Raw genomic sequence first — 23,231 nt, forward strand, 5'->3', positions numbered from 1 at the left:
CGATCGGCGCCCCCGCCTCGCGGCGGTGGGTGCGGCCATCGTTCGAGAACATGAGGGCACGAACATCGTGAAGATCGCCAGCGTTGAGTCGATTCAATTGCGGATTCCCCTTGCCGGCGAGGGCCGGTTGGAAATTGGATCGTGGGGCGGGAAAGGACTGCCGACGGTCGATTCGCTGATTGTCAAAGTCGTAACCGATACGGGGGTAGTGGGGTGGGGCGAAACATTCGGTTTCGCAGGCATTCCAACTGCCAGGGCCGCGATCGACTCGATCCTGGCGCCGGCGCTGGTGGGTCGCGACGCAGCACTGGTGGAGAAGCTGATGCTTGACCTGCAGAAGCAGTTTCATATCTTCGGGCGCAGCGGGGGCGTTATCTTCGGACTGTCCGCGATCGATATCGCGCTTTGGGATATCGCGGGCAAGGTGGCGAATCAGCCAGTGCACGCACTGCTCGGCGGTACCGAGGCGACGTCCCTGCGGTGCTACGCGAGCTTGATCCGCTATTCCGATCCCGCGCTGGTGAAAGAACACGTTGAGCGTGCGCTGAAGAATGGTTTTCGCCATCTCAAACTGCACGAAGTCAATATCGACTGCATCCGTGCTGCTCGCGAAGCAGCCGGCGATGACATAGAGATTACCGTCGACGTCAACTGTGCATGGTCCGTGCGCGAAGGACTCGACATGGCGAACAAGCTCCGGCAATTCAATCTCCGTTGGCTCGAAGAACCTGTCTGGCCTCCGGAAAACTATTCGGGGCTCGCGCAGGTGCGCCGCGAAGGAGGCATTCCGATTGCTGCCGGCGAGAACGCATCGACGCTAATGGATTTCCAGCACCTGCTTGAGGCGAAGGCCGTCGATTTCATTCAGCCGAGCCCCGCCAAAATGGGGGGCATCACGGAATTGAAGAAGGTATTTGCGATGGCAAATGCCAACAATGTTGAAGTGGCGGTCCATTCCTTTTATGACGGCCCGGGGTTGCTCGCGAGCGTGCATGCGAGCGCGGCGCTGGGCGGCGCAGGTGCCCTTGTTGAATGGCGATGCCTGGATCTCGAGGCACAGCTCTACAGTGACGCCATCATCCCGCGGGACGGGGCGATCGCGGTCCCTCAACGTCCTGGACTAGGCCTTGAACCGAATCCCGACGTCATCCGCGAATATCGCGTGGCGTAAAAGGGGAGTGTTTGGCTCGCGTCTATGCTGGTTGCGCTGATTGCGGAACGAGGTTTCGCGATTCCGCGATGGCAACCGGCAATGGACGAGCCTGATCATCAGGGTGCCTAAATTGTTGCTCGCCAAGGCAACCACGGACGCGGCGCCCCAACCAGGCCGACGGATCGGATCGGCTTGACGCAGATCTTTGCACCCGCCCCGCGTACACCGTGGGGATGCAATGTCGGTGACAGCGCCCAAGGAGTAGACGGGGCAGTGGTGTCCGTCCGCTGTGCAAAACATGCGCGGCGCTGACGCATGGTTGACACACAGGAACAATTGAATTGCCACGGACCGCAATAATTTCGCGTCGAAGGTCGTTCAGAATACGGGGCATCCCAATCACGACCGAAACGTCATGGTATCTCTCGAGATTATCAGGCAATTCAGATGAACACTAACCCGCAATACGCTTCCGTGGCGACGACTTGTGGCAGCAGCGCCGGCCGCTCGGCCGACGACCTGCCGGATAAGCCACCCGCATTCGCCGCGCGTCCGTTCCGCCCGGCCCAGCTCACCTCCTCACCACGGTGTCTGTCATGCTGACACCGTCGCCCCATGCCGCGCCGCAGGCCAATGCCGGCTTTTCGCGTATGTTCGCGCGCGGCCGCCTGACACTTGGCCTGACGTTCGCAATCGAGTCATATCCCGGCGATGCGCCAACCATGCGCGATCAGATCCCGCTTGCTCGCAAGGCCGAGCAGGTGGGGTTCGCCGCGCTTGGCGTACGCGACGTGCCACTGCGCGATCCGACCTTTGGCGATCTGGGGCAAATCTACGATCCCTGGACGTGGCTTGGATATGTGGCCGGCCAGACTGAGTCCATTGCCCTGTTTCCCGCAGCTATCGTGCTGCCATTGCGCCATCCGTTGCACACCGCCAAGGCGGCAGCCAGCATCGACCAGCTCACCGGCGGCCGCCTGGTGCTCGGCATCGCCTCGGGCGACCGCCCGGTGGAATTTCCGGCGTTCGGTGTCGACCGCGAAGAGCGCGGTGTCCTGTTCCGCGAGCAAGTGGAATATCTGAACGCGGTTTGGGGTAACACATATCCGGAATTCGAGAGCCGCTATGGCACGCTATACGGTGCCGACCCCGTGCCCAAGCCCATTTCGGCCCGGGTGCCGTTAATCGTCACCGGTAACAGCCAGCAATCGGTCGATTGGATCGCAAGCAAAGCGGACGGCTGGATTACCTATCTACGACCCTTGGACTTCCAGGTGGAGCTGATCCGGCAATGGCACGACACAGTCGACGCCGTCTCGCCCGGTACGTTCAAGCCGTTTGCGTTGCCCTACAAGATCGATCTGGTCGCCGATCCGGACGTATCGCCCACGCCGATCCATAACGGCCACCGCCTGGGTCGAAGTTGGTTGATGCGGCATCTGGAGGCGCTCGAGCGAGCCGGCGCGAACCATGTACTACTCAACTTGAAGTTCGGAAGCCGGCCCGCGGAGGCGGTGCTCGACGAGCTTGCCACTTATATCGTGCCGCGTTTTCCGGCCTTGGGTGCACTATGATCGGACGAACGATCCCGCAGCATTCGCAATTCGGCTACCGCTGAAACAGGCGTTTTTTTTCGATAGGACAGTGTTATGGATGTTGCCGATCTCAAGGCATTTGAAGCGGTCGCTCGCCATGGGAGCATGAACAGGGCGGCCGTAGAGTTGCATACTGTCCAGTCCAGCGTCACGGCCAGGATTCGTTCACTGGAAAGAGAAGTTGGCGTCGCGCTTTTTCGGCGGCATGTCCGGGGTGTGAGCATGACCCCGGCGGGCCAGCGCATGCTTCCCTACGCGGCGCGAATTGCCAAGCTTGTCGCAGACGCCCGTCTGGCGGCCATGGACGACGGCCCGCCATGCGGCTCCCTGGCGTTGGGAACCCTGGAAACCAATGCGGCGCTGCGGCTCTCGCCGATAGTGAGTAACTTCGCGCGGTCGTATCCGCAGGTCAGACTGTCGCTGACGACTGGAACAAGCTGCAGCCTCGCGGTGGATGTCGCGGAATGTCGTCTGGATGGGGCGTTCATAGCCGGTCCGTTCGATCACCCAGAGCTTCACAGCGAGACGATTTTCCATGAAGAACTGGTGCTTGTGACACCGCGTACCATACACTCGCTTGAGCATTTGACGTCGGCCCCCGACATGATGACGATTGTGTTCCGCGCAGGGTGTGCATATCACCAGCGTCTGGAAGCGCTGCTTGCAGAGATGGGGATTCTCGTGACGACGCTGCTCGAGTTCCGCTCGCTGGACGCAATCATAGCGTGTGTGGCGGCCGGTATCGGGGTCACGCTGCTGCCACGGGGCGTGGTCGCGGCAGCAGCGCAGCAGGACATCATTGCCATCCATGAGATCTCGCCTGAAAAAGCACGTGTCGAGACGCTTTTCGTCCGACGGCACGACGCTTATATTTCGAGCGCCATGCGCGCTTTCGTCGAAGTCTCGCGCTCGGAGTTCGGACCTTTGATGGCGGCAGCGTAGCGGACAACGTCCAATTTCGCCTCCAGGTGGGCAAGTCATTACCCCATGGGTAATTCGCTTTAGCGGCACTAAACTACAGCGCAATCGCCGTCACTCCTGACGACAGCGACTATGGTTTTGCTGGCGAACATGTCGACAGTACGCAGGACAGGTTGTCGGCCCACTGATTGGTGGCCTGATTGGCGTTCACTTTGGCATGCACTCGGTCTTCTTCATTGCCGGCGCATTGCTGATCGGATGTGTGGTGCAGGACCATTGGGCAAAGAAGCGTTAAACGCGACATCGTGTCTGATCGAGCTTCGGCTCGAAGGTATCTATTTTCACGATACCCTTATCGTCACAAACCGCTTACGCGTTCTGGAAACATTGCTAAGCTGCTTTGTACGTGATGCGTCAACAATCCGAACATACGGGCGCGGCTATATGGGGCGTCAGAATTTCGAAGAATACATCCGCGATGATGGCAACCGTCGCAAAACCTTCGCCTGGCGCAGACGAATCCTTCGTACCTGGCACCCTATTTGTTACCAGATTGGCTGCTGGATCCAGCATTTCGTAGATTACCCAAAGCGAGGTTTCAATCATGAGCAAAGCCGCCCAGCGCGTTTTTTTGATTACCGGTGCGAGTTCCGGCTTTGGTCGCGCTTTGGCAGAAGCAGCATTGGCTGCCGGCAACGTTGTGATTGGTACTGTAAGAAACGATTCTGCGAAAGTTGAGTTTGACGGATTGCATGCAAGTCACGCTCACAGCGTGCTCCTGGATGTGTCTGATTTCAATTCAGTCGATGCCACGATAAAAGAAGTCGCCGAGCGCGTCGGCCCGATCGACGTTCTCGTGAATAGTGCAGGATACGGTCATGAAGGAATCCTCGAGGAATCACCGCTCGATGAACTGCGTCGTCAATTTGATGTGAACGTGTTCGGCGCAGTCGCGATGATCAAGGCTGTGCTCCCATCGATGCGAATACGACGCACTGGTCACATTATCAATATCACATCGATGGCGGGGCTCGTAACATTTCCCGGCATCTCGTACTACTGCGGTAGCAAGTTCGCACTTGAAGGGATATCAGAATCCCTCGAGCAGGAAGTGCGTAGTTTCGGTATCAAGGTGACGGCAGTTGCGCCGGGCGCGTTTCGAACAGATTGGGCGGGCAGATCGATGGTGCGCACGGAGCACAACATCGAAGACTACGATCCGGTGTTTGCGCCGATCCGCCGAGCCCGTATGGCGAAAGATGGGAAGCAACCAGGAGATCCGGCGAAGGCGGCAACGGTCCTGCTGAACCTGATCGACGAGGTTGACCCGCCGGTCCACCTCGTGCTGGGTGAAGATGCGTTAAGCGTGGTTCGCGAAAAAATATCTGCACTGAGGCGCGAAATTGACACATGGGAATCCGTTTCGAAATCCACTGGGTTCTCTTGAAACTTTAGCGGAGGGCGTTATGGCCCACGGAGACGCAGAAATTTTCAGCAGCAACTGCTGCCGCGCGGACGCCACAGGTGCGGTTGCCCAGATCAACCCGGGCGCAACGCCCGCCATCTCCCGTACCGTCGCAAAGCTCGTCGTAGTGTGCTCTTACTCCAGATGACTGTTGTCGACGAGCCGCTGCCCGGCTTGGGTGAGTCGTACGCTGCGGGTGGTACGTAGCGTCAGTGCGACGCCCGCAGTTCGCCCCAGTTCTGCGATGCGCTGGCTCATTGCGGCCTTGCTTACTCCAAGGCGAGCGGCCGCTGCGGTGCCGCCGTCGTCGACGCAGTGGGGTGAGGGTGAGACGATGCCGGTGCCTATTCGTCCTGGTAGCCTGTAGTCAGAGAAATCGAATCGATTCGACCGGGATGGCTAACCAGGGGCGTCACATTACAAGGATCTAATACACGATGACTCCCGGGCGACGATTTTCGCAGAACTGGCTGGTAGTGCTCATTGGATTCACGGCGCTTGCGGTGTCTTTTTCCTCTCGAGGCGCGCTGTCCCTGTCGATGCCGATCTGGAAAACCCAATTCGGCTGGAGCCGCTCGTTCACTTCGTCTATTGCTGCCGCGGCCCTGTTGATGATTGCGGTTGTTGCCCCGTTTGCGGGTAACGCCATCGATCGATACGGACCACGGCGACTCTTGTCATTGGGGCTTCTGATCCTTGGATTGGGCATGTTGTCGGTCACACTAATTTCCAGCCCCAGCCAGACCTGGTTGCTCGCTGTGAGCTTCAGCTTGATCGGAGGGCTGGGCTTTGGAATCATTGCACAACATGTTGTGGCAACCGCTATTGCGATGCGCTTTACTGAAAATCGGGGATTGGCCACCGGGATCGGAACCTCGGGTTCAACCGCTGGGCAGGTAGCACTTCTCCCATTCCTGGCCGCCTCAATGGCTGGGGGTTCGTGGCGGATGGGCTTTGCGGCGCTTGGCATCGCGAGTCTTGCCTTATGTCCGCTAGTTCTGCTTCTTGTGCGTCCTGGAACACAACCGATGGCCTCTTACAGAAGGAGGTCGAGAGATGGTTCGATCCCACAAGATACCATTGTCGATCGACTTGGATTGATGGTACGGAGCAGAACGTTTCAGCTCCTGTTTTGGAGCTACCTGATCTGCGGGTTTACAACAAGTGGAGTCATCGAGACGCACTTCCTCCCGTTCGCTTCATTGTGTGGATTTGGACCGATTCCAAGCGCAACCGCATACGGCGTCCTTTCCGGAGTTAACCTCGTCGGAATGATCGGCGCTGGATGGCTGTCTGATCGTGTCAACCGACCCGCTCTGCTCGCCGGCATCTACGTGGCAAGGGTATTGTGTTTCTTGCTGTTGATGTTCGTGGACCTCAGCTATCCGCGATTGATACTGTTTGCCGTGCTATTCGGACTTTTCGACTATTCAACCGTACCGGTCACTGCAGCGCTTCTGGTTCGAAGCGTGGGGATCCGCGTCCTCGGGTTGTCGATGGGGTTGCTGTCCGCAGGGCACGCAATCGGAGGTGCATTAGGCGCCGTGGCAGGAGGAATCGTCTTTGACAAATCAGGTCGGTACGACGCGCTGTGGTGTACGTCTATCGCGTTAGCACTTGTCGCTGCCATTATGGCGCTGGCCGTGAACGACAAAGCCCTAACAGGAGCACTAACCTGACGTAGAGACTTCCCCGGGTGACCCGGCGACATTGTTGCGTGGATAGACATAGAATAAGTAACCTGTTCACTTGTCGTCGTATAGTTACACGGTTAGCATGATCACATGAACGGATATGGTTAGAACTTCACGGGGAATATTCGTTAGCGATCCTGAGGTAATCAAAGCCGTTGTCGAGCGGAAGTTCCGGTGTTAATTGCGCAGCGGCGCCTAACCACATGGCCAGGAGAGCACCACCCACCCACGCTCGCTATCTGGGGAAACTACGACCCATCCTTCCAGTTCGGGAGGTTGCAGCTTATCAGCGGGATTTGTCGAAAGCTGAGACACATATTCTCAATGCAGGTGAGTTCACATTGAATGAGGAGCCTGACGAAGTAGCTGCAGTCAGGCGCAGTTTCGTTGGGCGAGTGTCACGTTCTCAGCAGCGGCCGGTAAGCGGCCCATTACCTACACACAAGGAGTCTGATTTGAACAAGCACGTGATTGTATCTGCGGTTCTTGCGCTGATCGCGGGGTCAGCCATGGCGACCTCAACGACCTACAACCTTGACCCTCGGCACACCTATCCTAGCTTCGAATCGGACCATTTTGGTGGCATTTCGATCTGGCGGGGGAAGTTCACGAAAAGCAACGGCGTCGTGACAGTTGATCGCACTGCGAAGACTGGCACAATCGACGTATCGATTGATACGGCGTCGATCGACACCGGTAATGCGCAACTCGACACGCGCGTGAAGTCGGAGGAATTTTTCGATGTCAGCAAGTATCCGACTGCGACGTTCAAAGGCAGTGCGTTCCGGTTCGACGGCGACACGCCGATCGAAGTCTCGGGCGATTTCACGTTTCACGGGGTAACCAGGCCGCTGACGTTGAAGATTGATTCCTTCAAGTGCTTCATCAACCCGCTGATCAAGCGGGAGGTGTGTGGTGCGGAAGCCAGCGCGCAATTCGACCGCGCCGACTACGGCGTAAGCTGGGGCACTAACTATGGCTTCAAGACACTGACTCGCTTGCAGATCCAGGTTGAAGGCGTGAAGGCAGACTAGGCAGTGGGCGGTCATCGACAAACTTACCCGATGCCCGCCACCTTCTTTAACCATTCTTCGCGTTGGATTGTTGGGAAGTGTCTTCCGTCATCGAGTGCGGACTCGACACTATTCGGGCGTTCAGAACTTCAAGGATCGTCAGAATTCGGTTATAGGGCACCTTTCACGAAGTGCCTTCCGGTTGACCTTGCCCGATTGCGAACTCGGCAGTTCGTCGAGGAATTCGATCACCTTCGGGTAATCAAATTGCGAATGCGCGTCGCGCACAAATTGACGAATACTGTCGGCCGTCTCCGCATTGGCGTCGAATCCGCTGGCAAGAACGATGTACGCCTTTACGCGTGACCCACGTTCCGCATCGACGGCGCCGAGCGCCGGCGTTGCTGGAATGGGGGCGCGGCGAGTGCATGCGGCCTGGTTTAGACGCAGCGGACACAGCTGACTTTGCCATAGCGCGCTTTCTGACGAATATGCTTTGTACCCGTCGCGCTACCGTCCTATTTAAATATTCAAGGCACCTCGACGGCGCAGCACCCCCGGTGCGCCTGAAAGCGGTTCACGCGGGTTTGTCGGACCGATCGGGCGTGCTCGTGCTCCATAGCACTTCGAACAGACTGCACTCGAACGCAAAGAACTCCGCGCTTTGAATGGACAGCGCATAGTGCTCGGCCCGCGATGAAACGAAGGCCACGGTGTCGTCGTAGAGATAGGTCGTGATACCCACTTCGAAATCGGCGGGCGCGAAACGGAGTTCACGAAGATCGCGCTTCGACGATTGCCACAGATCGCGCGTATCGCCGGGGCCCGAGCGGATCACGCGCAGATTGATACCCGCACGGATGCGTCGCACCGCAATGTCCCTGATGGCCTCAAAACCCGGCGTCTGAAACAGTTCGCTGTTAGACATCACCGCGCGCAACTCTTTACTCTGACATTCGAGCAGTTCGTTGAGCACAGTCTTGATCCCTTCGATACCCGGGAAATAGCGCACCCGCGGTTTTCCAGCAGCCGAGTTGTGAATCGAGCGCAGTCGCGGGAGTACTTCCTGAACGAGCTGACGCTGCGCCTCGATGCGCCGGAGCAGTGCGATTGGATCCTGCGGAATTACATAGCTGCGCGCGCCTTTCTGCACGGTCGCGACGAGTCCGTCGGCGAGCAGCCGGTCGAGCACTTCATAGGCATTGGTGCGGCCGATGCCCGCCTTCTGGGCGATCGAAGCGACGGTGGACTCGCCGAGTTCCAGCGAGGCCAGATAGAAGTCGGCCTTGTTTCCGTCGATGCCGGCGGCCTGGAGCATCTCAACAAGGTTCATGTTCGCCAACCTCATGTTCGCCCACTGTTACGCGGGGGTGATGGTCGTTACATGCCGATTCGTTCGCTTGGATAGTACACTAAAAGTCCATAATAATCAAATAGATAACAAATTTATTGCAAGGTCGGAACGTATTTCAAGGACGCGTTTCGCGGCCGCGACTAGCATTCATCCCAGTCAATTCGTTGACGCCCGGAGCCGATGAATCACATCGATCCGAAGCGAGGCGAACCGTGGGCCGGTTGAGTGGCTTGCTCTGCGCCTGCTCCCATGCATCCCTATTGGAGTCATCTCATGATTGAGTGGAAAGAAACGATTCAGGACGTCAATGTCCGCCTCAAGGAACTGTCCACACGCACGCCGGACACCCTTCGCGGTTTTGGCCTCATCGCCGGTGCGGGCGCCAATACGAACCATCTCGGCGCGAAGACGCGTGAGCTCATTGCGCTGGCCGTCGCAGTCACCACGCGCTGCGATGGTTGCATCGCCTTTCATTCGGCAGAGGCCGTCAAGCTCGGCGTGTCCGATGCGGAAATCGCAGAAGCACTGGGTGTCGCGATCAACCTGAACGCCGGCGCTGCCATCACGTACAGCACGCACGTGCTGGATGCCATCGACAAGCTGAAGCAAGCCTGATCACCCATACACACTGAAAGGAACCCATCATGAGCAATCCAAAGCTTGAAGTACTGACGCCGCAAAATTCCCAGCTGCTTTTCATCGACCAACAACCGCAGATGGCATTCGGCGTCCAATCCATTGATCGGCAGGTCCTGAAGAACAATGTGGTCGGTCTCGCCAAGGCAGCGAACCTATTCGGCATTCCCACTACCATTACGTCGGTCGAATCGCAAAGCTTCTCGGGCTTTACCTACCCCGAACTGCTCGACGTGTTTCCCGGTCAGCCGGTGCTCGAACGCACGTCGATGAACTCCTGGGACGACCAGAAGGTTCGTGACGCGCTGGCTGCGAATGGACGTAAGAAGATCGTGGTTTCCGGCCTGTGGACAGAGGTTTGCAACAACACCTTTGCACTCAGCGCGATGCTGGAAGGCGACTACGAGATCTACATGGTCGAAGACGCCTCGGGTGGCACGTCGAAGGACGGGCATGACTATGCGATGAAGCGCATGATCCAGGCCGGCGTCGTGCCCGTAACGTGGCAACAGGTGATGCTGGAATGGCAGCGTGACTGGGCGCGTCGCGACACGTACGACGCTGTCATGAACGTCGTCAGGGAACACTCTGGTGCGTACGGAATGGGTGTTGACTACGCATACACGATGGTGCACAAGGCGCCGCAGCGCGCCAACGGTTCCCACGAGATCGTGCCCGCAGTCCCGGCCAGGTAGTCGGCCACGCACTGTCTCAACTGATTTCATGACTCCGGCCGTGCGGCGAGGCGCCGCCGGCTATCAGGAGTGCATATGATATCCAGTTAAGAAAGCCCCGATCTGAATCTGCCTGATGGCCGCTTTACCGTGCTGGAGTCGCAACGACCGCAAGCGATCCCGTCGTGAGCAAGCTGCAAGAGAGATTAACCGATGAAACTCTATCTGTTTTCACTAGGTGCCGGCGTTCTGGTCGGTGTCATCTACCACCTGATTGGCGTACGGTCGCCGGCCCCGCCGCTCGTTGCGCTGGTCGGGTTGCTCGGCATTCTCGGTGGAGAGCAGCTTGTTCCCGTCAGCAAGCAATATTTCTCTGCCGCCATTCACGCAGCGATGTCGCGCGCACCGGACGAGGCGACCGCGGCATCCGGCGCACTGCAGCACGGTATTTCTCGCGTCATGACTGCTCGCAAGATTGCTGGCAACGAGGAGACCCGCTCATGAATACTTCGGCAAAGACCCCCGACCTGATTCTGCACAACGGCCGTTTCACGACGCTGAATCGCGCGAACCCGACAGCGAGCGCGATCGCCATCAAGGACGGGAAATTCACGGCCGTTGGCGACAATGCCGACGTCATGTCGTTGGCCGGTACGGCGACAAAGGTCATCGATCTGAAGGGACGTTCCGTTTTGCCGGGGCTTATCGACAACCATACGCACGTCGTGCGCGGCGGCTTGAACTTCAATATGGAACTGCGGTGGGACGGCGTGCGGTCGCTGGCCGATGCGATGAACATGCTCAAGCGTCAGGTGGCAATTACGCCGCCACCGCAATGGGTCCGCGTGATGGGCGGCTTCACTGAACACCAGTTCGTCGAGAAGCGGCTGCCCACCATCGAGGAGTTGAATGCCGTCGCACCCGAGACGCCCGTCTTTATCCTGCATCTTTATGACCGGGCATTGCTGAACGCTGCGGCACTGCGCGTGGTCGGCTACACGAAAGACACGCCGGAGCCTCCCGGCGGACAGATCACGCGCGACGGCGACGGTAACCCGACGGGGCTGCTGCTCGCCAAACCGAATGCGTCGATTCTGTATGCGACGCTGGCGAAGGGGCCAAAGCTGCCGTTCGACTATCAGCTCAATTCGACGCGCCATTTCATGCGCGAGCTGAACCGGCTCGGCGTGACAGGTGTGATCGACGCGGGCGGCGGCTTCCAGAACTATCCGGAGGACTACCAGGTCATCGAAAAACTTTCCAGCGACGGGCAGATGACGGTGCGCCTCGCCTACAACCTGTTCACGCAGAAGCCGAAGGCAGAGAAGCAGGACTTCCTGAACTGGACGAAGACATCGAAGTACAAGCAGGGAGACGACTACTTCCGGCACAACGGTGCGGGCGAGATGCTGGTGTACTCGGCAGCGGATTTCGAGGACTTCCGCGAGCCGCGCCCGGACATGCCGCCGCAGATGGAAGGTGAACTGGAAGAGGTCGTGCGCGTGCTCGCCGAAAACCGCTGGCCATGGCGCATGCACGCAACCTACGACGAGACGATCAGCCGCGCGCTGGATGTCTTCGAGAAGGTCAACCGTGACATTCCGCTCGATGGTATCCACTGGTTCTTCGACCATGCTGAGACGATCTCCGAGCGATCGATGGACCGTATCGCGGCGCTCGGCGCAGGCGTAGCGGTGCAACACAGAATGGCCTACCAGGGCGAGTATTTCGTCGAGCGCTACGGCGCGGCGGCGGCCGAAGCGACACCGCCCATCGCGCGGATGCTCGAGAAGAACGTTCGAACGTCGGCGGGCACGGACGCGACACGCGTCGCATCGTACAACCCGTGGGTATCGCTTGCGTGGCTCGTGACGGGCAAGACGGTCGGCGGTCTGAGCCTCTATCCGCAGCGTAATCGTCTGGACCGCGATACGGCGCTGCGGATGTGGACCGAGAAGGTCACCTGGTTCTCCAACGAAGAAGGCAAGAAAGGTCAGATCGCCGTGGGCCAGCTCGCGGACCTGATCGTTCCCGATCGCGACTTCTTCGCTTGCCCTGACGACGAGATCGCGCACACGGTGTCGGATCTGACGATTGTAGGCGGCCGCATTGTGTATGGCAGCGCGGCGTTCGCTCATCTCGACGACAGCGCTCCACCTCCGGCCATGCCCGACTGGTCACCCGTGCGCCGCTTTGGCGGGTTCGCGGCATGGAAGGACTCGAAGGGCGAGGGCGAGGCGTCGTTGCAGCAGATGGCGGCGTTATCGTGCGGCTGCTCGAATGGTTGTGCCGTGCATGGCCACGACCATGCGCGCGCCTGGTCGAACAACGCGCCGGCGTCCGATGTGCGCTCGTTCTGGGGCGCGCTCGGCTGCGCCTGCTGGGCGGTCTGACATGAGTACAAACGCAACAAGGAATCCGCACTGGATCGCTGTGTTGCTCGCGCAGCGCTGGCTGCCGCTGGTGGTACGCGCGGCGCTCGTGTCCGCGTATGTGACTGGAGGTGTGGCCAAGCTCGCGAACTTTCATGGCGCCGTGCTCGAACAGCGGCATTTCGGACTTCATCCGGGATGGCTGTGGGCGGCACTCGCGATTGTCGTCGAGCTGGGCGGCTCCGCCTGCGTGATCGCCAACCGCTTCGTGTGGCTGGGCACGGGAGGGCTGGGCGCATTGACGGCCGTTGCGATGCTCGTCGCGAACGACTTCTGGAACCTGACGGGCGAGGCGCACGTTTTCGCGTTGAACGGCTTCTTCGAGCATCTCGGACTCATCGCCGCGCTCGTCATGGCGACATGCGTTGCCGGCATCAAGAATTCCTCAGGCCGTGCCGGTGTTCAGCAAAACTCAAAGGACTTTCAATATCATGCGTAATCTTCGTTCCCTGGCAGCGACAGCGCTTTCCATCATCTGTCTTGCTGCATCGTCAGTCGCGTCGGCTACACCACCGAAAATTCCACAGCCCGTTGCGGAGCCGCAGCTCGCTGTGGGGCCGCAATACGACACCACCCATGTCTATGTAGCGCCTGAAGACTTCGACAAATTCACCGATAGTCTTGTCGCAACCTTCGGCGGCCACAAGTCGCAACAGGGCGTCTTTCAGGTGACACCCACGTCGAGCAAGACAATGTCGCAACTCGTTTTCACGCCGGTCGGCACGTTGTCGGTGTTCGGCTTCAAGACGCCTGTTCCGTATCCGTTCGGTAGCGAGCGCACGGGATATCTCGTGACCGACATCGACACGGCCGTCAAGTCGGCCAGACGGCACCACGCCGACGTCACGGTGGCGGCGTTCCCCGATCCGATCGGACGTGACGCGATCGTCTCCTGGCCGGGCGGCGTCAACATGCAGTTGTACTGGCACAACCAGGCGCCGAACTATGATTCTTTGCAGACGGTGCCCGAGAACCGGGTCTACGTGTCGCCGGAGCGCGCCAATCTATTGATTCGCAACTTCGTGGCTTTTTCGCATGGCAAAGTTGTGTCCGACGATCACAACGCGCCTGGCGTCGAAATTGGCCGGCCGGGAGATACGTACCGGCGTGTGCGGATCGAGTCGGGATTCGGCAGGATGACGGTGCTGGTGACGGACGGCCGCTTGCCATGGCCATTCGGCCGGGAGATGACCGGCTATGAAGTGACGAATCTCGCTGACACGCTGCAGAAGGCGAAGGCGGCAGGCGTCACGGTGCTGGTCCCGCCGTTCACTTCGGATCGGCGCGAAGCCGCGCTCGTGCAGTTCCCGGGTGGATATATCGCCGAGATTCATGCGGTTGCGCAGTAGACGCGGGACGCCGGGGTGATGCGCCATGACGGTCGCGAGGCCACGCGCTGTCATCCCCGGCACGGGAGACGATCGATGAAATCTGAAGATAGCGTGCTCGCCGCCATTGCGGGCTACGTGGATACGGCGCTCTCGCGTAGCAGGCGCAGAAACGCGGACTATGTCGGCATCGAACTTAAATCTGGATGGTAGTCACATCGGACGCGGTCAAACCTTGCAATCCATCGCAGACGGCTTATGGCTGGCAAGAAAGCGGTGAATCTCCGCGACCACGGCGGCCCCTTCCCCCACGGCCCCTGCAACGCGCTTGGTCGAACCCGATCGAACATCGCCAATTGCAAACACACCGTCGGCACTGGTATGCAATGGGAGCATGGACCTGGTGACTCCCGTTTCGAGGTCCGTACCCGTCAACACAAATCCTTTCTGATCCAACGACACACTGCACGTGCGCAACCAGTTTGTGTTGGGGTCGGCACCGATAAAAAGGAACACGTGATGCGTCGTCAAGCGTTCGAGACCACCGTCGCGTCGCCGGTAGTAGACAGAATCCAGTCGTTCATCGCCTTCGAAGGCTGTGATCTCAGCGCCAGTATGGATCGTCACGTTCGGCAACGAGGCAATACGCTCGATCAGGTAATGCGACATGCTGTGCTCGACGTCCTGGCCCCTGACGAGGACATGAACGTGGGCAGCATGCGAAGCGAGAAACACAACGGCCTGCCCAGCTGAATTTCCACCGCCGATCAGCAGCACCGGTTCGCCGCGGCAAAGTCGGGCCTCGATCGACGTCGCCCAGTAGTAGACACCGCGACCTTCGAAGCCCGCAAGTCCGCTCACTGCCGGACGCCGATACTCCGCGCCGCTCGCGATGACCACCGTTCGTGCCGCAATGCGCCGCGAACTGGCAAGCTCGACCTCGAGCGGGTATGCGCTGCAATGCAAGGCCTTCACTTCGACCGGAATCGCGATGTGCGCACCGAATTTCTGCGCCTGGTTAAATGCCCTGCCGGCTAGCGCTTGCCCCGATATACCGGTCGGAAAGCCCAGATAGTTTTCGATCCGCGCGCTCGTGCCGGCCTGGCCGCCCGGCGCGCGGCAATCGAAGACGGCCACCGACAAGCCCTCGGATGCCGCATAGACGGCTGCCGCCAGGCCGGCAGGTCCGGCGCCGACGATCGCGACGTCGTAGAGATGCCCGGGATCGAATTCCGGCACGAGTCCCAGACACGAGGCGAGCTGGCCCTCGTCCGGATTGCGCAGGACGGCGCCATCCGGGCAGACGACGAGCGGCATGTCATCGCGCCCGGGAGTCATGCGCTCGAGCAATGCGATGGCATCGGCACCGCCTTCGTCAAGCGTCATATGCGGGAAAGCATTGCGTTGCAGGAAATGTTGCAGCGCGAGGAGCCGTTCGTTGTCGGGCGGGCCAACGAGCACCGCCCCCTGGCCACGCTCGATTGCGGCGACGCGCCTCAGAATCAGCGCGCGCATGATCCTTTCGCCGAGCTCTGCCTCGCCAATCATCAGCGCACGCAGCTTATCCGGCGAAATGACGAGCGCATTGACGTCTTCAATAACCTCAGCATCGACGAGCCCGGGCTTGCCTGAAAGCATGCCAACGTCGGACGTGAATTCACCCCGTTTCGCCTGAGAGCGCAGCAAACGTTGATGGCCGAGTCCGTCGCGTGCGGTGTATCGAATCGTGCCCGACAACAGGACGAACATGCCCGGACTCATGCCACCCACGCGATAGAGAAATTCGCCGACGGCGTAGCTGCACATCGCACCAAATCGCTTTATCCGATCGATCTCTGGGTCCGTCAGTACCGGAAATATCTGATGCCAGCGTGGGGTGCTATATGGAGTCTGCGCATCTGCCGAGGCAGAACGGTCGGCGCCATGAGTATCGGTTTCTGCCTGGTTCTCCTGCCCGCCCGGTGGCGAACCTGCGTCGCTGTTCATCGCGAACCTCTCAGCAATGCGATCTTCTGGATAACCCACGTAGTCAATGCCATCCAGTAATACAAGATAGGTTAGCCCTCAACGTGTCGCAAATAGCTAACCTGTTCTTGCTCATGTCCGAGCCCTTGCGACACTAGCGACCGGCACAAGTGGACTTTCTGGCGCGCCCGGTTGCACTTTCATTGGAAAATCCGTTAATCAGCTAATTAACGGGACGGTCGGAGATGTCGGTTATCGTCGTTCGCTGCTGGTGCTTTTTGGAAGCCCATATGTCGTCGATTAGCGTCGACTCGACGGTCGGTGTACCCCGGGAGCCGTCGTTCATATCTCAAGGATGCTAACGACCGAAGAGGGTCGAGCCAACCGCGTCAGGCAGAGGTCGGCCAACAAGCGTCGTTCGCTGCGCTCGGCTATCGGACGGTGGAGCGACTGCTTGCCACCGGGAAGCGGCCGGTCGGATTCCGTGAATCGACAACACGCCAAGAATCCGGAGCGACACGTTGGTGGATAATCGCCTGGCTTGTTGAGTGTTGCATCAAACTTTCAGATGAGTAAATTTGTCTTTTGTTGCCACGTCTCGACGGCTGTACTTCCAATCGCCATTCTCGCGCTTGAGCCAATCGTCATAGGCGCAAATGTAGCCGTCAAGAATACCGTCCTTTTTCGTGAAGAATTGCAGATAGCATTTTTGACGAGCATTTTCGCCGTCGACCGAAATAATTTCGTTGGTTGTGAGGTGATACATAGTCCCGAACGTTGCGATGCACGTAGGAACGAAAGCCTCCAGTTGCTCGGTGCCTTTTGGCTTTGCTCCGTCGATCGCAGCATTGAAGGCTCCGTCGGCTGTAAAGCAACTTGCCCATGCATCAGCGTTGCCCTCGTCGAGCGAGAAGTTGTATTTTGCGTTTAATGCCTTGATTTCCTGAATGTCACTAGATGCCATTTTAGTCACCTCTATAAAGGTTATTGAATTCCCTTGCGGCAAACAGCTCATATACATCAGTCTCGCGATCGCCGAGGCCGACGAGCTGAGTCTGCGCGCAGAGCGCGCTTTAACACGCACAGGTGCGCTGGTCCTTCGATCCACTTGATAATGCTTCGGCTAACGGCCGGCACTCTGGCCGCCGTCGACGTGCAGGATTTCTCCCGTCACAAACAGTGCAGAATCAAGGTACAGGACCGCGTTGGTGATATCGCTCGTCTCGCCCATGCGGCCGAGCGGATGGAGGGCATCGAGCATGTCGTGATATTCCGACGGGTGCATTGGAGTCTTGATGACTCCCGGTGCTACGGCATTCACGCGAATACCTTTTTGGGCGTACTCAATCGCCAGTGACTTCGTGGCGGCGTTCAGACCTCCCTTCGTCAGCGCAGCCAGTACCGAATACACACCGCTGATCGCCTAGTCCACGACGCTCGCGGTCACACTAACCACGTGGCCGCTCGAATGCTTTTCCATTTCAGCGATGGCGAGTTGCGTGATGTAGTAGAACCCCGACATATTCACATTCACCACAGCGGCGTAGTCTTCCCTGGTGTTTTCCGTGAAAGGTTTGCCAATGTAAATGCCGGCGTTATTCACCAGCGTGTCGATCCGGCCGAACTTTGCGACACCCTCGGAAATGACACGTTGAGCGGTTGCGGGATCGCCGATATCGCCGGCAATCGTCAGGATGTTCGGATCTTCCGATGGCTTGATCGAACGTGAGGTTGCGACAATGCGGTAGTCGAGTTTGCGAAACGCCTTGACGACGTCGGCACCAATGCCTTGCGATGCGCCGGTAACGACGACAACCTTTTGTGACGTGCTCATGCTTTACTCCAGAAAAACGTAGATGTCTGGCTTGATGCCGATTGAGCCGATGGCTCTGTTTGTCGCCTCATCCTTGCCTGAATCGAATAGTGATTCATTTGCGTCGAGAGCGGTAGAATGGCTGGATGACTTTCAGTTATTCTCTATGCGAATGAATGACAAACTATCGTCCCTCCAGTTGTTCGTACGGGTTGCCCACACATCGAGTTTCACCAAAGCCGGCCGGGAATTGGGCTTAAGCCAACCGTCGGCATCGCGGCGCATTTCGGAACTTGAGGAGGAAGTCGGCGCTGCGCTATTCGTGAGAAGCACGCGGGCCGTCACGTTAACGGAAGCGGGAACCGATTACCTCACCCGCGTTGAAGCGATTCTCTCCGCAGTTGATGAAGCAGATCACGCTGCGCGAGGAACGGCGGAGCTACGGGGCCACCTGCGTGTTGCCCTGTCGACCAGTTTCGGGGTCCGCGAGGTTATCCCGCGGATAGGACCGTTTATGAGCGCGCATCCGGCTTTGCACGTTGACCTGCGAATGGCCGACGACCGGCAGGATCTGATCGCTGAAGGCGTGGATGTGGCGTTCCGCTTTGGACAGTTGAAGGACTCGAATGCCACCTCAACGATGCTCGGGCGTTGCCCCCAGATGCTAGTCGCCTCCCCTGATTATCTGGCCACGATGGGAACACCGGTCGAGCCGGGTGATCTGGCCGACCATCCGTTCATCATGGGGCCGTCGGGTGCCGACGTGCGAGGATGGCACTTTGAGAAGGGTGGACGTCGGATCAAGGGCCGTGGAGAGGGACGTCTTACAATCTCCCTGAACGAAGGGACCACAGCTGCGGCCGTTGCCGGCCTGGGGATTCTGGCAACAGGGTTCTGGGCGTGCCGCGCCGAGCTGTCCGATGGTCGGCTCATCCCCCTGTTGCCGGACTGGGCGGTCGAGCCAATTGAAGTCAACGCTGTTTATCCAGCTGCGCGGGCCGCCAGGCCGGCCGCCCGCGCGCTTGTTGCCTATCTTGCCGATGAACTGAAAGCGATCTCGGTCTAGTGGTTCGCAATGGTCGAATTGCTGTTGCCGGGAAGCCGGCATGAATGTCCGGTCCGCTCGGTTACCTGCCCTGGAGCGCCTCAAAGGGCGACCGTCAGCAACGGGTCGTCCTGAGCCCTCTGCCGTCGGGCGCAATTCGGCCAGGAACATCCGTTCGCCCCCCTGCCTGGATCGTCGACAATCCATGCGAAATAGGTGGCGAAAATTACTTGAGGAATGTTGCGTGTAGCCGGCTTTGCAATAATTGAAGCTGCGACTTTGGCGGACGCAGCGGAGATGCTGCCGAATAGCAGGCTAACAGCCTATCGGCGTTGCGGAGGGGAAAGATGACCCGGCCGTCAGGCGGGAGAGCTATCCTTCGAACGGTGATATATCGCGCAATCGATAAAGGTGTGCGCTCGATTTTCGCCGTACCGGAACGCCTCGTCTCCATGCAAAAATTCAGCGCTCTCTGGAAAACTTGCAATCGCCGGAGATAAATTGTCGGGCGGAAAAATGGACCAGGAAACCCGATATCGGCGCCCCATGCCGTGAAACGACAGGCTCTTGCACGTAGTGACGCAGACCTCGACGCCGTATTCGCGATACGGCGCACACGATTCGTAAGACATGGCTCCTCCCGTTCGAGATGCAAGCAAAGGTAAGGTTGAACGGCGCAACCATCATGCCAAGCCTATACGCAATCGACAGCTAAAAAAGCCGCAGGCAATGCTACGGCTGGAACACGCACGCGGCGCAAGGATGCGCGCACGTATCTTGATCGTACATAGCCTTCGCAGTCCTTCAATCGGGTATTCATCTGGGAATTGGCATGCCACGCCGAGACCCGTGTGTTAGCGGGGCTAACGGTGTCAGGTGCTGCCCGGCCTGTTGCGAATTTGGCGACATCGCGGTCGCATAAAAATGGCCCATCTGGAACGATGGGCCAGCCTTTATTCGGCAGTAGTCTCGGCGCGCAGACCGTTGGTTGACGGCGGTAGTTCCTCCGTCGGTTCAGGACGGTCGTGTCATTGACCCAGCGATCATCGTTGCGTCAATCCGAGAGCCGGAGGGCTTGTCGGTCATTGCGAGCGAGGCGGACGCGGAGATCGCCGGTTTGAATGTGTTGTTCAAATGTGCCTGGATTACGTTGACCGTGAATTCAGCCCTGGATGCGGTGGGGTTGACCGCAACATTCGCCAAGGCACCAAGCCAGTCCGGCATCAGTTGTAACGTGGTGGCGGGCGCGTACCACGGTCATATTCGGTGCTTTGCCTCATGAAAGAGCTACTATTTTCACGACTGCGTCTTCAGTCGAATACTTGCGAAACACTACAATGCATCCTGATCCCCGTCCCGCCATTCTTGCCGACCGTCAAGCTATCGAGGAAATCGTTCGACACGCCTACTCGCCTTATATCTGTCGTATCGGCCGGCAGCCGGGACCGATGTCGGATGACTATGAAGTCTTGATCAGCAAGGGCAGCGTCTATGTTGTCGAGTTGGACGGCACCATACAAGGCATTCTTGTGCTCGTCCCCGAGCAGGATGCGATGCTACTGGACAACGTAGCCGTAGCACCTTTCGCCAAGGGAACAGGAATAGGCCGCAGCCTGCTGGAATACGCTGAGCACTCAGCCAGAGCGGCAGGCTACCGCGTCATCAGGCTCTACACTCACGAGACCATGACGGAAAATATTGCGCTTTACTCTCGCATCGGTTATGCCGAGACGCACCGGGCCGAGGAGGAAGGCCTAAAGCGGGTATTCATGGCTAAGCACTTGGTCTGATCATTGCCCGTTTACCATCGGACCGGGTTCGCCTCAAACGGTCGTTCGACAGGGCGGCGGAAATTGCCGACGATTTTCGTTCGACGTATCCTCGCGAATCAGGTGTTCGAAAACCTTAAACCCTCGCCCGACATAACCATTCGATGCAAGCAAAGCTCAGAATTGCCAGACCGGTGAGCGATATTTCCCGGTCAGAAAACATGTATTGCGCAGGGCTCAAGCTGGACGTGTTGGCGCGATTCCAGGATCACCAGGGGTTCGACGGAGTGATGCTCGGACGTCACGGGATGGACTATCACTTCGAGTTCACTCAATGCCGCGAACACCCTGTAGCGGCCTCTCCAACCCATGAGGATTTGTTGGTGTTTTATATTCCGGACCGTAAAGAGTGGGAGTCGGCGAGTGAGCGGCTTGTCAGCAACGGATTCGTTCGCGTCATGTCGTATAACCCGTATTGGGACGTGTTGGGCCGAACGTTCGCGGACCCCGATGGGTATCGGGTGGTTATGCAAAACGCGTCGTGGTCCTCGTAATGCACGGTACTGCAAGCGGATCTCGCTTATCGTTCCTCTCGAAGTCGCGTGGCCGGGTAGAGGCAAAAAGCGGCCAACTATGGACATTCCGCCATCCTGTCGGACGGACATTCGTACCTCTCGCCTGCCCAAGTAACGGACTTTCGTGCGCGGACCATGTCAGTCGCATAGTCGGTCGAGACCCTTCTTCGTGATCTGCGTGCAGCCATCATTCGTCTGTCTTTGAAAATGTCGATGGAGTGTGGCCTCCGGTGGCCCCTCGGCTTCCGCTGAACCGGACGATGAAGATTAGATTTCAGCGAATATTCAACACAATCGGCCAACACCTCCACGAGGTCGGCCAAAACGTTAAACGGCGTCTGACGAGGCACTACCATTCACCATAATTGCCATCCACTTTCCCGCATTCAGTTGCTGTAATTCATTGCGCAGGGCAAACCATTGAGAATTCCCACCCGGCACATTACCGACTAGAAAGGAATGGGGCGATTATGACCAGTAAAATACTCGACGAATACATCAGAGTCCGAAGGAGAGAGGTTGATGGGTGGCTAGCAAGATGTGACGGTGAGATATTCGCGAGACTACTCGAATCGCAACTCGACAATGGCATTACTGGCGCCGTGGCCGAAATTGGCGTTCATCACGGAAAGTCATTCATCCCAATGGCGATCAGCAACAACGGGCGCCTCTGCTACGCAATTGATATCTTCGGGAGCCAGGAGTTCAATATTGACATCTCGGGTTGCGGCGATATGGACGTCTTCACCCAAAACTTAACGAAGTTTGGTGTGGACGCGAAAGACGTTTTTATCGACGAACGGCCTTCTACAGCCGTGACGCCCGACGATATCGAAGGAAAGGTCGGAAAGGTTCGTTTTTTTCATATTGACGGGGGCCATCATCACGAGGTCGCCCTCAACGATCTAAATCTTGCCGAAGCAGTAGTTAGCAATGACGGTGTTATCGCGATCGACGACGTATTCAGGCCCGAGTGGCCAGAAGTGAGCATGGCCTTGTTCTCATATCTCGCCAGCAAAACCAAAGATTTCGTGCCCTTCGCCATAGGATATAACAAGACTTATTTATGCCAGCGTCCCTTCGCAGAGCTGTACCGCGGTATTTTGACCGGTAGCACCTTTTTGCAGCTGTATTTCTCGAAAAAATACGAGATATCAAATGAGGCGATTCTGGTCTACCAGATCTATGCGGTTCCAGAATGGGGGCTGAGGGCGAGGGTTATGCACTATATGAAAACCTATCACCCTGATCTGGTTTTTTCGGCAAAAAGGTTCCTGGGTCGATAGTCTATGCTGCCCAGCGCGGTCACGGTAATGCGGGTCGTGACAGATCAAGAGTCAGCTTGCACTCGAAAACTCGAATGAAGCGCCTACACCGCAGAGTCAGGGGTAAGCTCGCCGCCTAGCGACGCCCGCTGCGACCCCACACGTAACGCACCCAACGTTGCCACCTGCTGCGCTGCGGAGCTATCGCGTTGCGCGATGCCTGCTCTTCGCGGTCGCGCTCGACGCTCTTCTGCACCTGTTCGTGGATCTGACGCAACGTCAGCCCGCCTGGACCTTTCAGTTTGTCTGGATCGGAGTCGTTTGTCATGGGAATGGCCTGGTGGGGATGAGTGGACTCGATCTTGATCCAGATGGACTGTCGCGGCAAGCGCGTGGAAGCGCTCTGTCGAGCGGCGTGGAGCTGCATAGGGTGGAAGTCCTCACAACAATAAGTGCGGACACAGAAGCACTTATGGATCTGCGCCGGGCTTTGACGTGAACCGTCTTCGAATTCGCAGGACTGGCACAATCGGG

General features: G+C 58.2%; 21 protein-coding genes and 2 pseudogenes. 16 read left to right on the forward strand and 7 right to left on the reverse strand.

Going from position 1 to position 23,231, the window contains the following annotated elements; translation table 11 throughout:
- Positions 1–67: 67 nt before the first annotated feature.
- From PQR27_RS06230 to PQR27_RS06245, 4 genes are all read left to right on the forward strand, one after another.
- The gene (locus tag PQR27_RS06230; protein ID WP_408522840.1) at positions 68–1,171 is read left to right on the forward strand and encodes a mandelate racemase/muconate lactonizing enzyme family protein; all 1,104 of its coding nucleotides are present in this window, start codon (positions 68–70) and stop codon (positions 1,169–1,171) included.
- A 578-nt stretch (positions 1,172–1,749) separates the two neighbouring features.
- On the forward strand, positions 1,750–2,727 hold the full coding sequence (locus PQR27_RS06235) for an LLM class oxidoreductase (protein ID WP_408522841.1): 978 nt from the start codon (positions 1,750–1,752) through the stop codon (positions 2,725–2,727).
- Positions 2,728–2,802: 75 nt separating this feature from the next.
- Complete coding sequence (locus tag PQR27_RS06240; protein WP_408522842.1) at positions 2,803–3,690, forward strand: LysR substrate-binding domain-containing protein; 888 nt, start codon at positions 2,803–2,805, stop codon at positions 3,688–3,690.
- Between the two features lie 583 nt (positions 3,691–4,273).
- Entirely contained in the window at positions 4,274–5,116 is an 843-nt protein-coding gene (locus tag PQR27_RS06245) for an oxidoreductase (RefSeq protein ID WP_408522843.1), read from the forward strand.
- Positions 5,117–5,149: 33 nt separating this feature from the next.
- Here the strand turns inward: PQR27_RS06245 and PQR27_RS06250 are convergent.
- Positions 5,150–5,431: pseudogene (locus tag PQR27_RS06250) on the reverse strand (LysR family transcriptional regulator); the annotation flags it as partial.
- A gap of 140 nt (positions 5,432–5,571) precedes the next feature.
- Here PQR27_RS06250 and PQR27_RS06255 point away from each other — a divergent pair.
- Positions 5,572–6,813, forward strand: coding sequence for an MFS transporter (locus PQR27_RS06255; RefSeq protein WP_408522844.1), 1,242 nt, complete (start codon positions 5,572–5,574; stop codon positions 6,811–6,813).
- 524 nt (positions 6,814–7,337) lie between these two features.
- A complete protein-coding gene (locus PQR27_RS06260; protein ID WP_408525422.1) occupies positions 7,338–7,862 on the forward strand; it encodes a YceI family protein in 525 nt (174 codons plus the stop codon).
- A 138-nt stretch (positions 7,863–8,000) separates the two neighbouring features.
- Here PQR27_RS06260 and PQR27_RS06265 read toward each other — a convergent pair whose 3' ends face one another.
- Complete coding sequence (locus PQR27_RS06265) at positions 8,001–8,300, reverse strand: AMP-binding enzyme (RefSeq protein ID WP_408525423.1); 300 nt, start codon at positions 8,298–8,300, stop codon at positions 8,001–8,003.
- A gap of 118 nt (positions 8,301–8,418) precedes the next feature.
- Positions 8,419–9,174 carry a TrmB family transcriptional regulator gene (locus PQR27_RS06270; RefSeq protein WP_408522845.1) on the reverse strand — a complete coding sequence of 252 codons (756 nt, stop codon included), beginning with the start codon at positions 9,172–9,174 and terminating at the stop codon, positions 8,419–8,421.
- A 294-nt stretch (positions 9,175–9,468) separates the two neighbouring features.
- On the opposite strand from PQR27_RS06270, the gene PQR27_RS06275 reads away from it, so the two are divergent.
- The 6 genes from PQR27_RS06275 (at position 9,469) to PQR27_RS06300 (ending at position 14,286) form a co-directional block, all read left to right on the forward strand.
- On the forward strand, positions 9,469–9,810 hold the full coding sequence (locus tag PQR27_RS06275; RefSeq protein WP_408522846.1) for a carboxymuconolactone decarboxylase family protein: 342 nt from the start codon (positions 9,469–9,471) through the stop codon (positions 9,808–9,810).
- 29 nt (positions 9,811–9,839) lie between these two features.
- A complete protein-coding gene (locus PQR27_RS06280; RefSeq protein ID WP_408522847.1) occupies positions 9,840–10,526 on the forward strand; it encodes a hydrolase in 687 nt (228 codons plus the stop codon).
- Between the two features lie 192 nt (positions 10,527–10,718).
- Positions 10,719–11,009: a DUF1427 family protein gene (locus tag PQR27_RS06285; RefSeq protein WP_408522848.1), complete on the forward strand. Its 291-nt coding sequence runs from the start codon at positions 10,719–10,721 to the stop codon at positions 11,007–11,009.
- The gene (locus PQR27_RS06290; protein ID WP_408522849.1) at positions 11,006–12,898 is read left to right on the forward strand and encodes an amidohydrolase; all 1,893 of its coding nucleotides are present in this window, start codon (positions 11,006–11,008) and stop codon (positions 12,896–12,898) included. The genes PQR27_RS06285 and PQR27_RS06290 overlap by 4 nt, the downstream gene beginning before the upstream one ends.
- 1 nt (position 12,899) lies before the next feature.
- The gene (locus tag PQR27_RS06295; RefSeq protein WP_408522850.1) at positions 12,900–13,376 is read left to right on the forward strand and encodes a DoxX family protein; all 477 of its coding nucleotides are present in this window, start codon (positions 12,900–12,902) and stop codon (positions 13,374–13,376) included.
- Positions 13,369–14,286, forward strand: a complete 918-nt coding sequence (locus PQR27_RS06300) for a VOC family protein (protein ID WP_408522851.1) — start codon at positions 13,369–13,371, stop codon at positions 14,284–14,286. The genes PQR27_RS06295 and PQR27_RS06300 overlap by 8 nt, the downstream gene beginning before the upstream one ends.
- Positions 14,287–14,493: 207 nt before the next feature.
- Here PQR27_RS06300 and PQR27_RS06305 read toward each other — a convergent pair whose 3' ends face one another.
- The 3 genes and pseudogenes from PQR27_RS06305 to PQR27_RS06315 form a co-directional block, all read right to left on the reverse strand.
- Positions 14,494–16,251 carry an FAD-dependent oxidoreductase gene (locus tag PQR27_RS06305; RefSeq protein ID WP_408522852.1) on the reverse strand — a complete coding sequence of 586 codons (1,758 nt, stop codon included), beginning with the start codon at positions 16,249–16,251 and terminating at the stop codon, positions 14,494–14,496.
- 535 nt (positions 16,252–16,786) lie between these two features.
- Complete coding sequence (locus tag PQR27_RS06310) at positions 16,787–17,194, reverse strand: nuclear transport factor 2 family protein (RefSeq protein WP_408522853.1); 408 nt, start codon at positions 17,192–17,194, stop codon at positions 16,787–16,789.
- A 159-nt stretch (positions 17,195–17,353) separates the two neighbouring features.
- A pseudogene (locus PQR27_RS06315) lies at positions 17,354–18,064 on the reverse strand (SDR family NAD(P)-dependent oxidoreductase).
- A gap of 22 nt (positions 18,065–18,086) precedes the next feature.
- On the opposite strand from PQR27_RS06315, the gene PQR27_RS06320 reads away from it, so the two are divergent.
- The 4 genes from PQR27_RS06320 (at position 18,087) to PQR27_RS06335 (ending at position 22,718) form a co-directional block, all read left to right on the forward strand.
- Entirely contained in the window at positions 18,087–19,109 is a 1,023-nt protein-coding gene (locus PQR27_RS06320) for a LysR family transcriptional regulator (protein WP_408522854.1), read from the forward strand.
- A 1,316-nt stretch (positions 19,110–20,425) separates the two neighbouring features.
- A complete protein-coding gene (locus PQR27_RS06325) occupies positions 20,426–20,878 on the forward strand; it encodes a GNAT family N-acetyltransferase (RefSeq protein WP_408522855.1) in 453 nt (150 codons plus the stop codon).
- Between the two features lie 143 nt (positions 20,879–21,021).
- Entirely contained in the window at positions 21,022–21,411 is a 390-nt protein-coding gene (locus PQR27_RS06330; RefSeq protein WP_408522856.1) for a VOC family protein, read from the forward strand.
- 491 nt (positions 21,412–21,902) lie between these two features.
- On the forward strand, positions 21,903–22,718 hold the full coding sequence (locus PQR27_RS06335; RefSeq protein ID WP_408522857.1) for a class I SAM-dependent methyltransferase: 816 nt from the start codon (positions 21,903–21,905) through the stop codon (positions 22,716–22,718).
- Between the two features lie 115 nt (positions 22,719–22,833).
- Here PQR27_RS06335 and PQR27_RS06340 read toward each other — a convergent pair whose 3' ends face one another.
- On the reverse strand, positions 22,834–23,025 hold the full coding sequence (locus PQR27_RS06340; protein ID WP_408522858.1) for a hypothetical protein: 192 nt from the start codon (positions 23,023–23,025) through the stop codon (positions 22,834–22,836).
- Positions 23,026–23,231 lie beyond the last annotated feature (206 nt).

Source organism: Paraburkholderia fungorum (assembly GCF_046027215.1).
Taxonomy (GTDB): domain Bacteria; phylum Pseudomonadota; class Gammaproteobacteria; order Burkholderiales; family Burkholderiaceae; genus Paraburkholderia; species Paraburkholderia fungorum_D.

What these genes read in the sequence shown, in the direction of transcription:
- PQR27_RS06325 (WP_408522855.1), top strand. Translation starts at nt 20,426, where the DNA reads ATGCATCCTGATCCCCGTCCCGCCATTCTTGCCGACCGTCAAGCTATC.
- PQR27_RS06330 (WP_408522856.1), top strand. Translation starts at nt 21,022, where the DNA reads ATGCAAGCAAAGCTCAGAATTGCCAGACCGGTGAGCGATATTTCCCGG.
- PQR27_RS06285 (WP_408522848.1), top strand. Translation starts at nt 10,719, where the DNA reads ATGAAACTCTATCTGTTTTCACTAGGTGCCGGCGTTCTGGTCGGTGTC.
- PQR27_RS06260 (WP_408525422.1), top strand. Translation starts at nt 7,338, where the DNA reads ATGGCGACCTCAACGACCTACAACCTTGACCCTCGGCACACCTATCCT.
- PQR27_RS06340 (WP_408522858.1), bottom strand. Translation starts at nt 23,025, where the DNA reads ATGACAAACGACTCCGATCCAGACAAACTGAAAGGTCCAGGCGGGCTG.
- PQR27_RS06240 (WP_408522842.1), top strand. Translation starts at nt 2,803, where the DNA reads ATGGATGTTGCCGATCTCAAGGCATTTGAAGCGGTCGCTCGCCATGGG.
- PQR27_RS06310 (WP_408522853.1), bottom strand. Translation starts at nt 17,194, where the DNA reads ATGGCATCTAGTGACATTCAGGAAATCAAGGCATTAAACGCAAAATAC.
- PQR27_RS06255 (WP_408522844.1), top strand. Translation starts at nt 5,572, where the DNA reads ATGACTCCCGGGCGACGATTTTCGCAGAACTGGCTGGTAGTGCTCATT.
- PQR27_RS06280 (WP_408522847.1), top strand. Translation starts at nt 9,840, where the DNA reads ATGAGCAATCCAAAGCTTGAAGTACTGACGCCGCAAAATTCCCAGCTG.
- PQR27_RS06320 (WP_408522854.1), top strand. Translation starts at nt 18,087, where the DNA reads ATGTCTGGCTTGATGCCGATTGAGCCGATGGCTCTGTTTGTCGCCTCA.
- PQR27_RS06235 (WP_408522841.1), top strand. Translation starts at nt 1,750, where the DNA reads ATGCTGACACCGTCGCCCCATGCCGCGCCGCAGGCCAATGCCGGCTTT.
- PQR27_RS06275 (WP_408522846.1), top strand. Translation starts at nt 9,469, where the DNA reads ATGATTGAGTGGAAAGAAACGATTCAGGACGTCAATGTCCGCCTCAAG.
- PQR27_RS06335 (WP_408522857.1), top strand. Translation starts at nt 21,903, where the DNA reads ATGACCAGTAAAATACTCGACGAATACATCAGAGTCCGAAGGAGAGAG.
- PQR27_RS06305 (WP_408522852.1), bottom strand. Translation starts at nt 16,251, where the DNA reads ATGAACAGCGACGCAGGTTCGCCACCGGGCGGGCAGGAGAACCAGGCA.
- PQR27_RS06270 (WP_408522845.1), bottom strand. Translation starts at nt 9,174, where the DNA reads ATGAACCTTGTTGAGATGCTCCAGGCCGCCGGCATCGACGGAAACAAG.
- PQR27_RS06295 (WP_408522850.1), top strand. Translation starts at nt 12,900, where the DNA reads ATGAGTACAAACGCAACAAGGAATCCGCACTGGATCGCTGTGTTGCTC.
- PQR27_RS06290 (WP_408522849.1), top strand. Translation starts at nt 11,006, where the DNA reads ATGAATACTTCGGCAAAGACCCCCGACCTGATTCTGCACAACGGCCGT.
- PQR27_RS06245 (WP_408522843.1), top strand. Translation starts at nt 4,274, where the DNA reads ATGAGCAAAGCCGCCCAGCGCGTTTTTTTGATTACCGGTGCGAGTTCC.
- PQR27_RS06300 (WP_408522851.1), top strand. Translation starts at nt 13,369, where the DNA reads ATGCGTAATCTTCGTTCCCTGGCAGCGACAGCGCTTTCCATCATCTGT.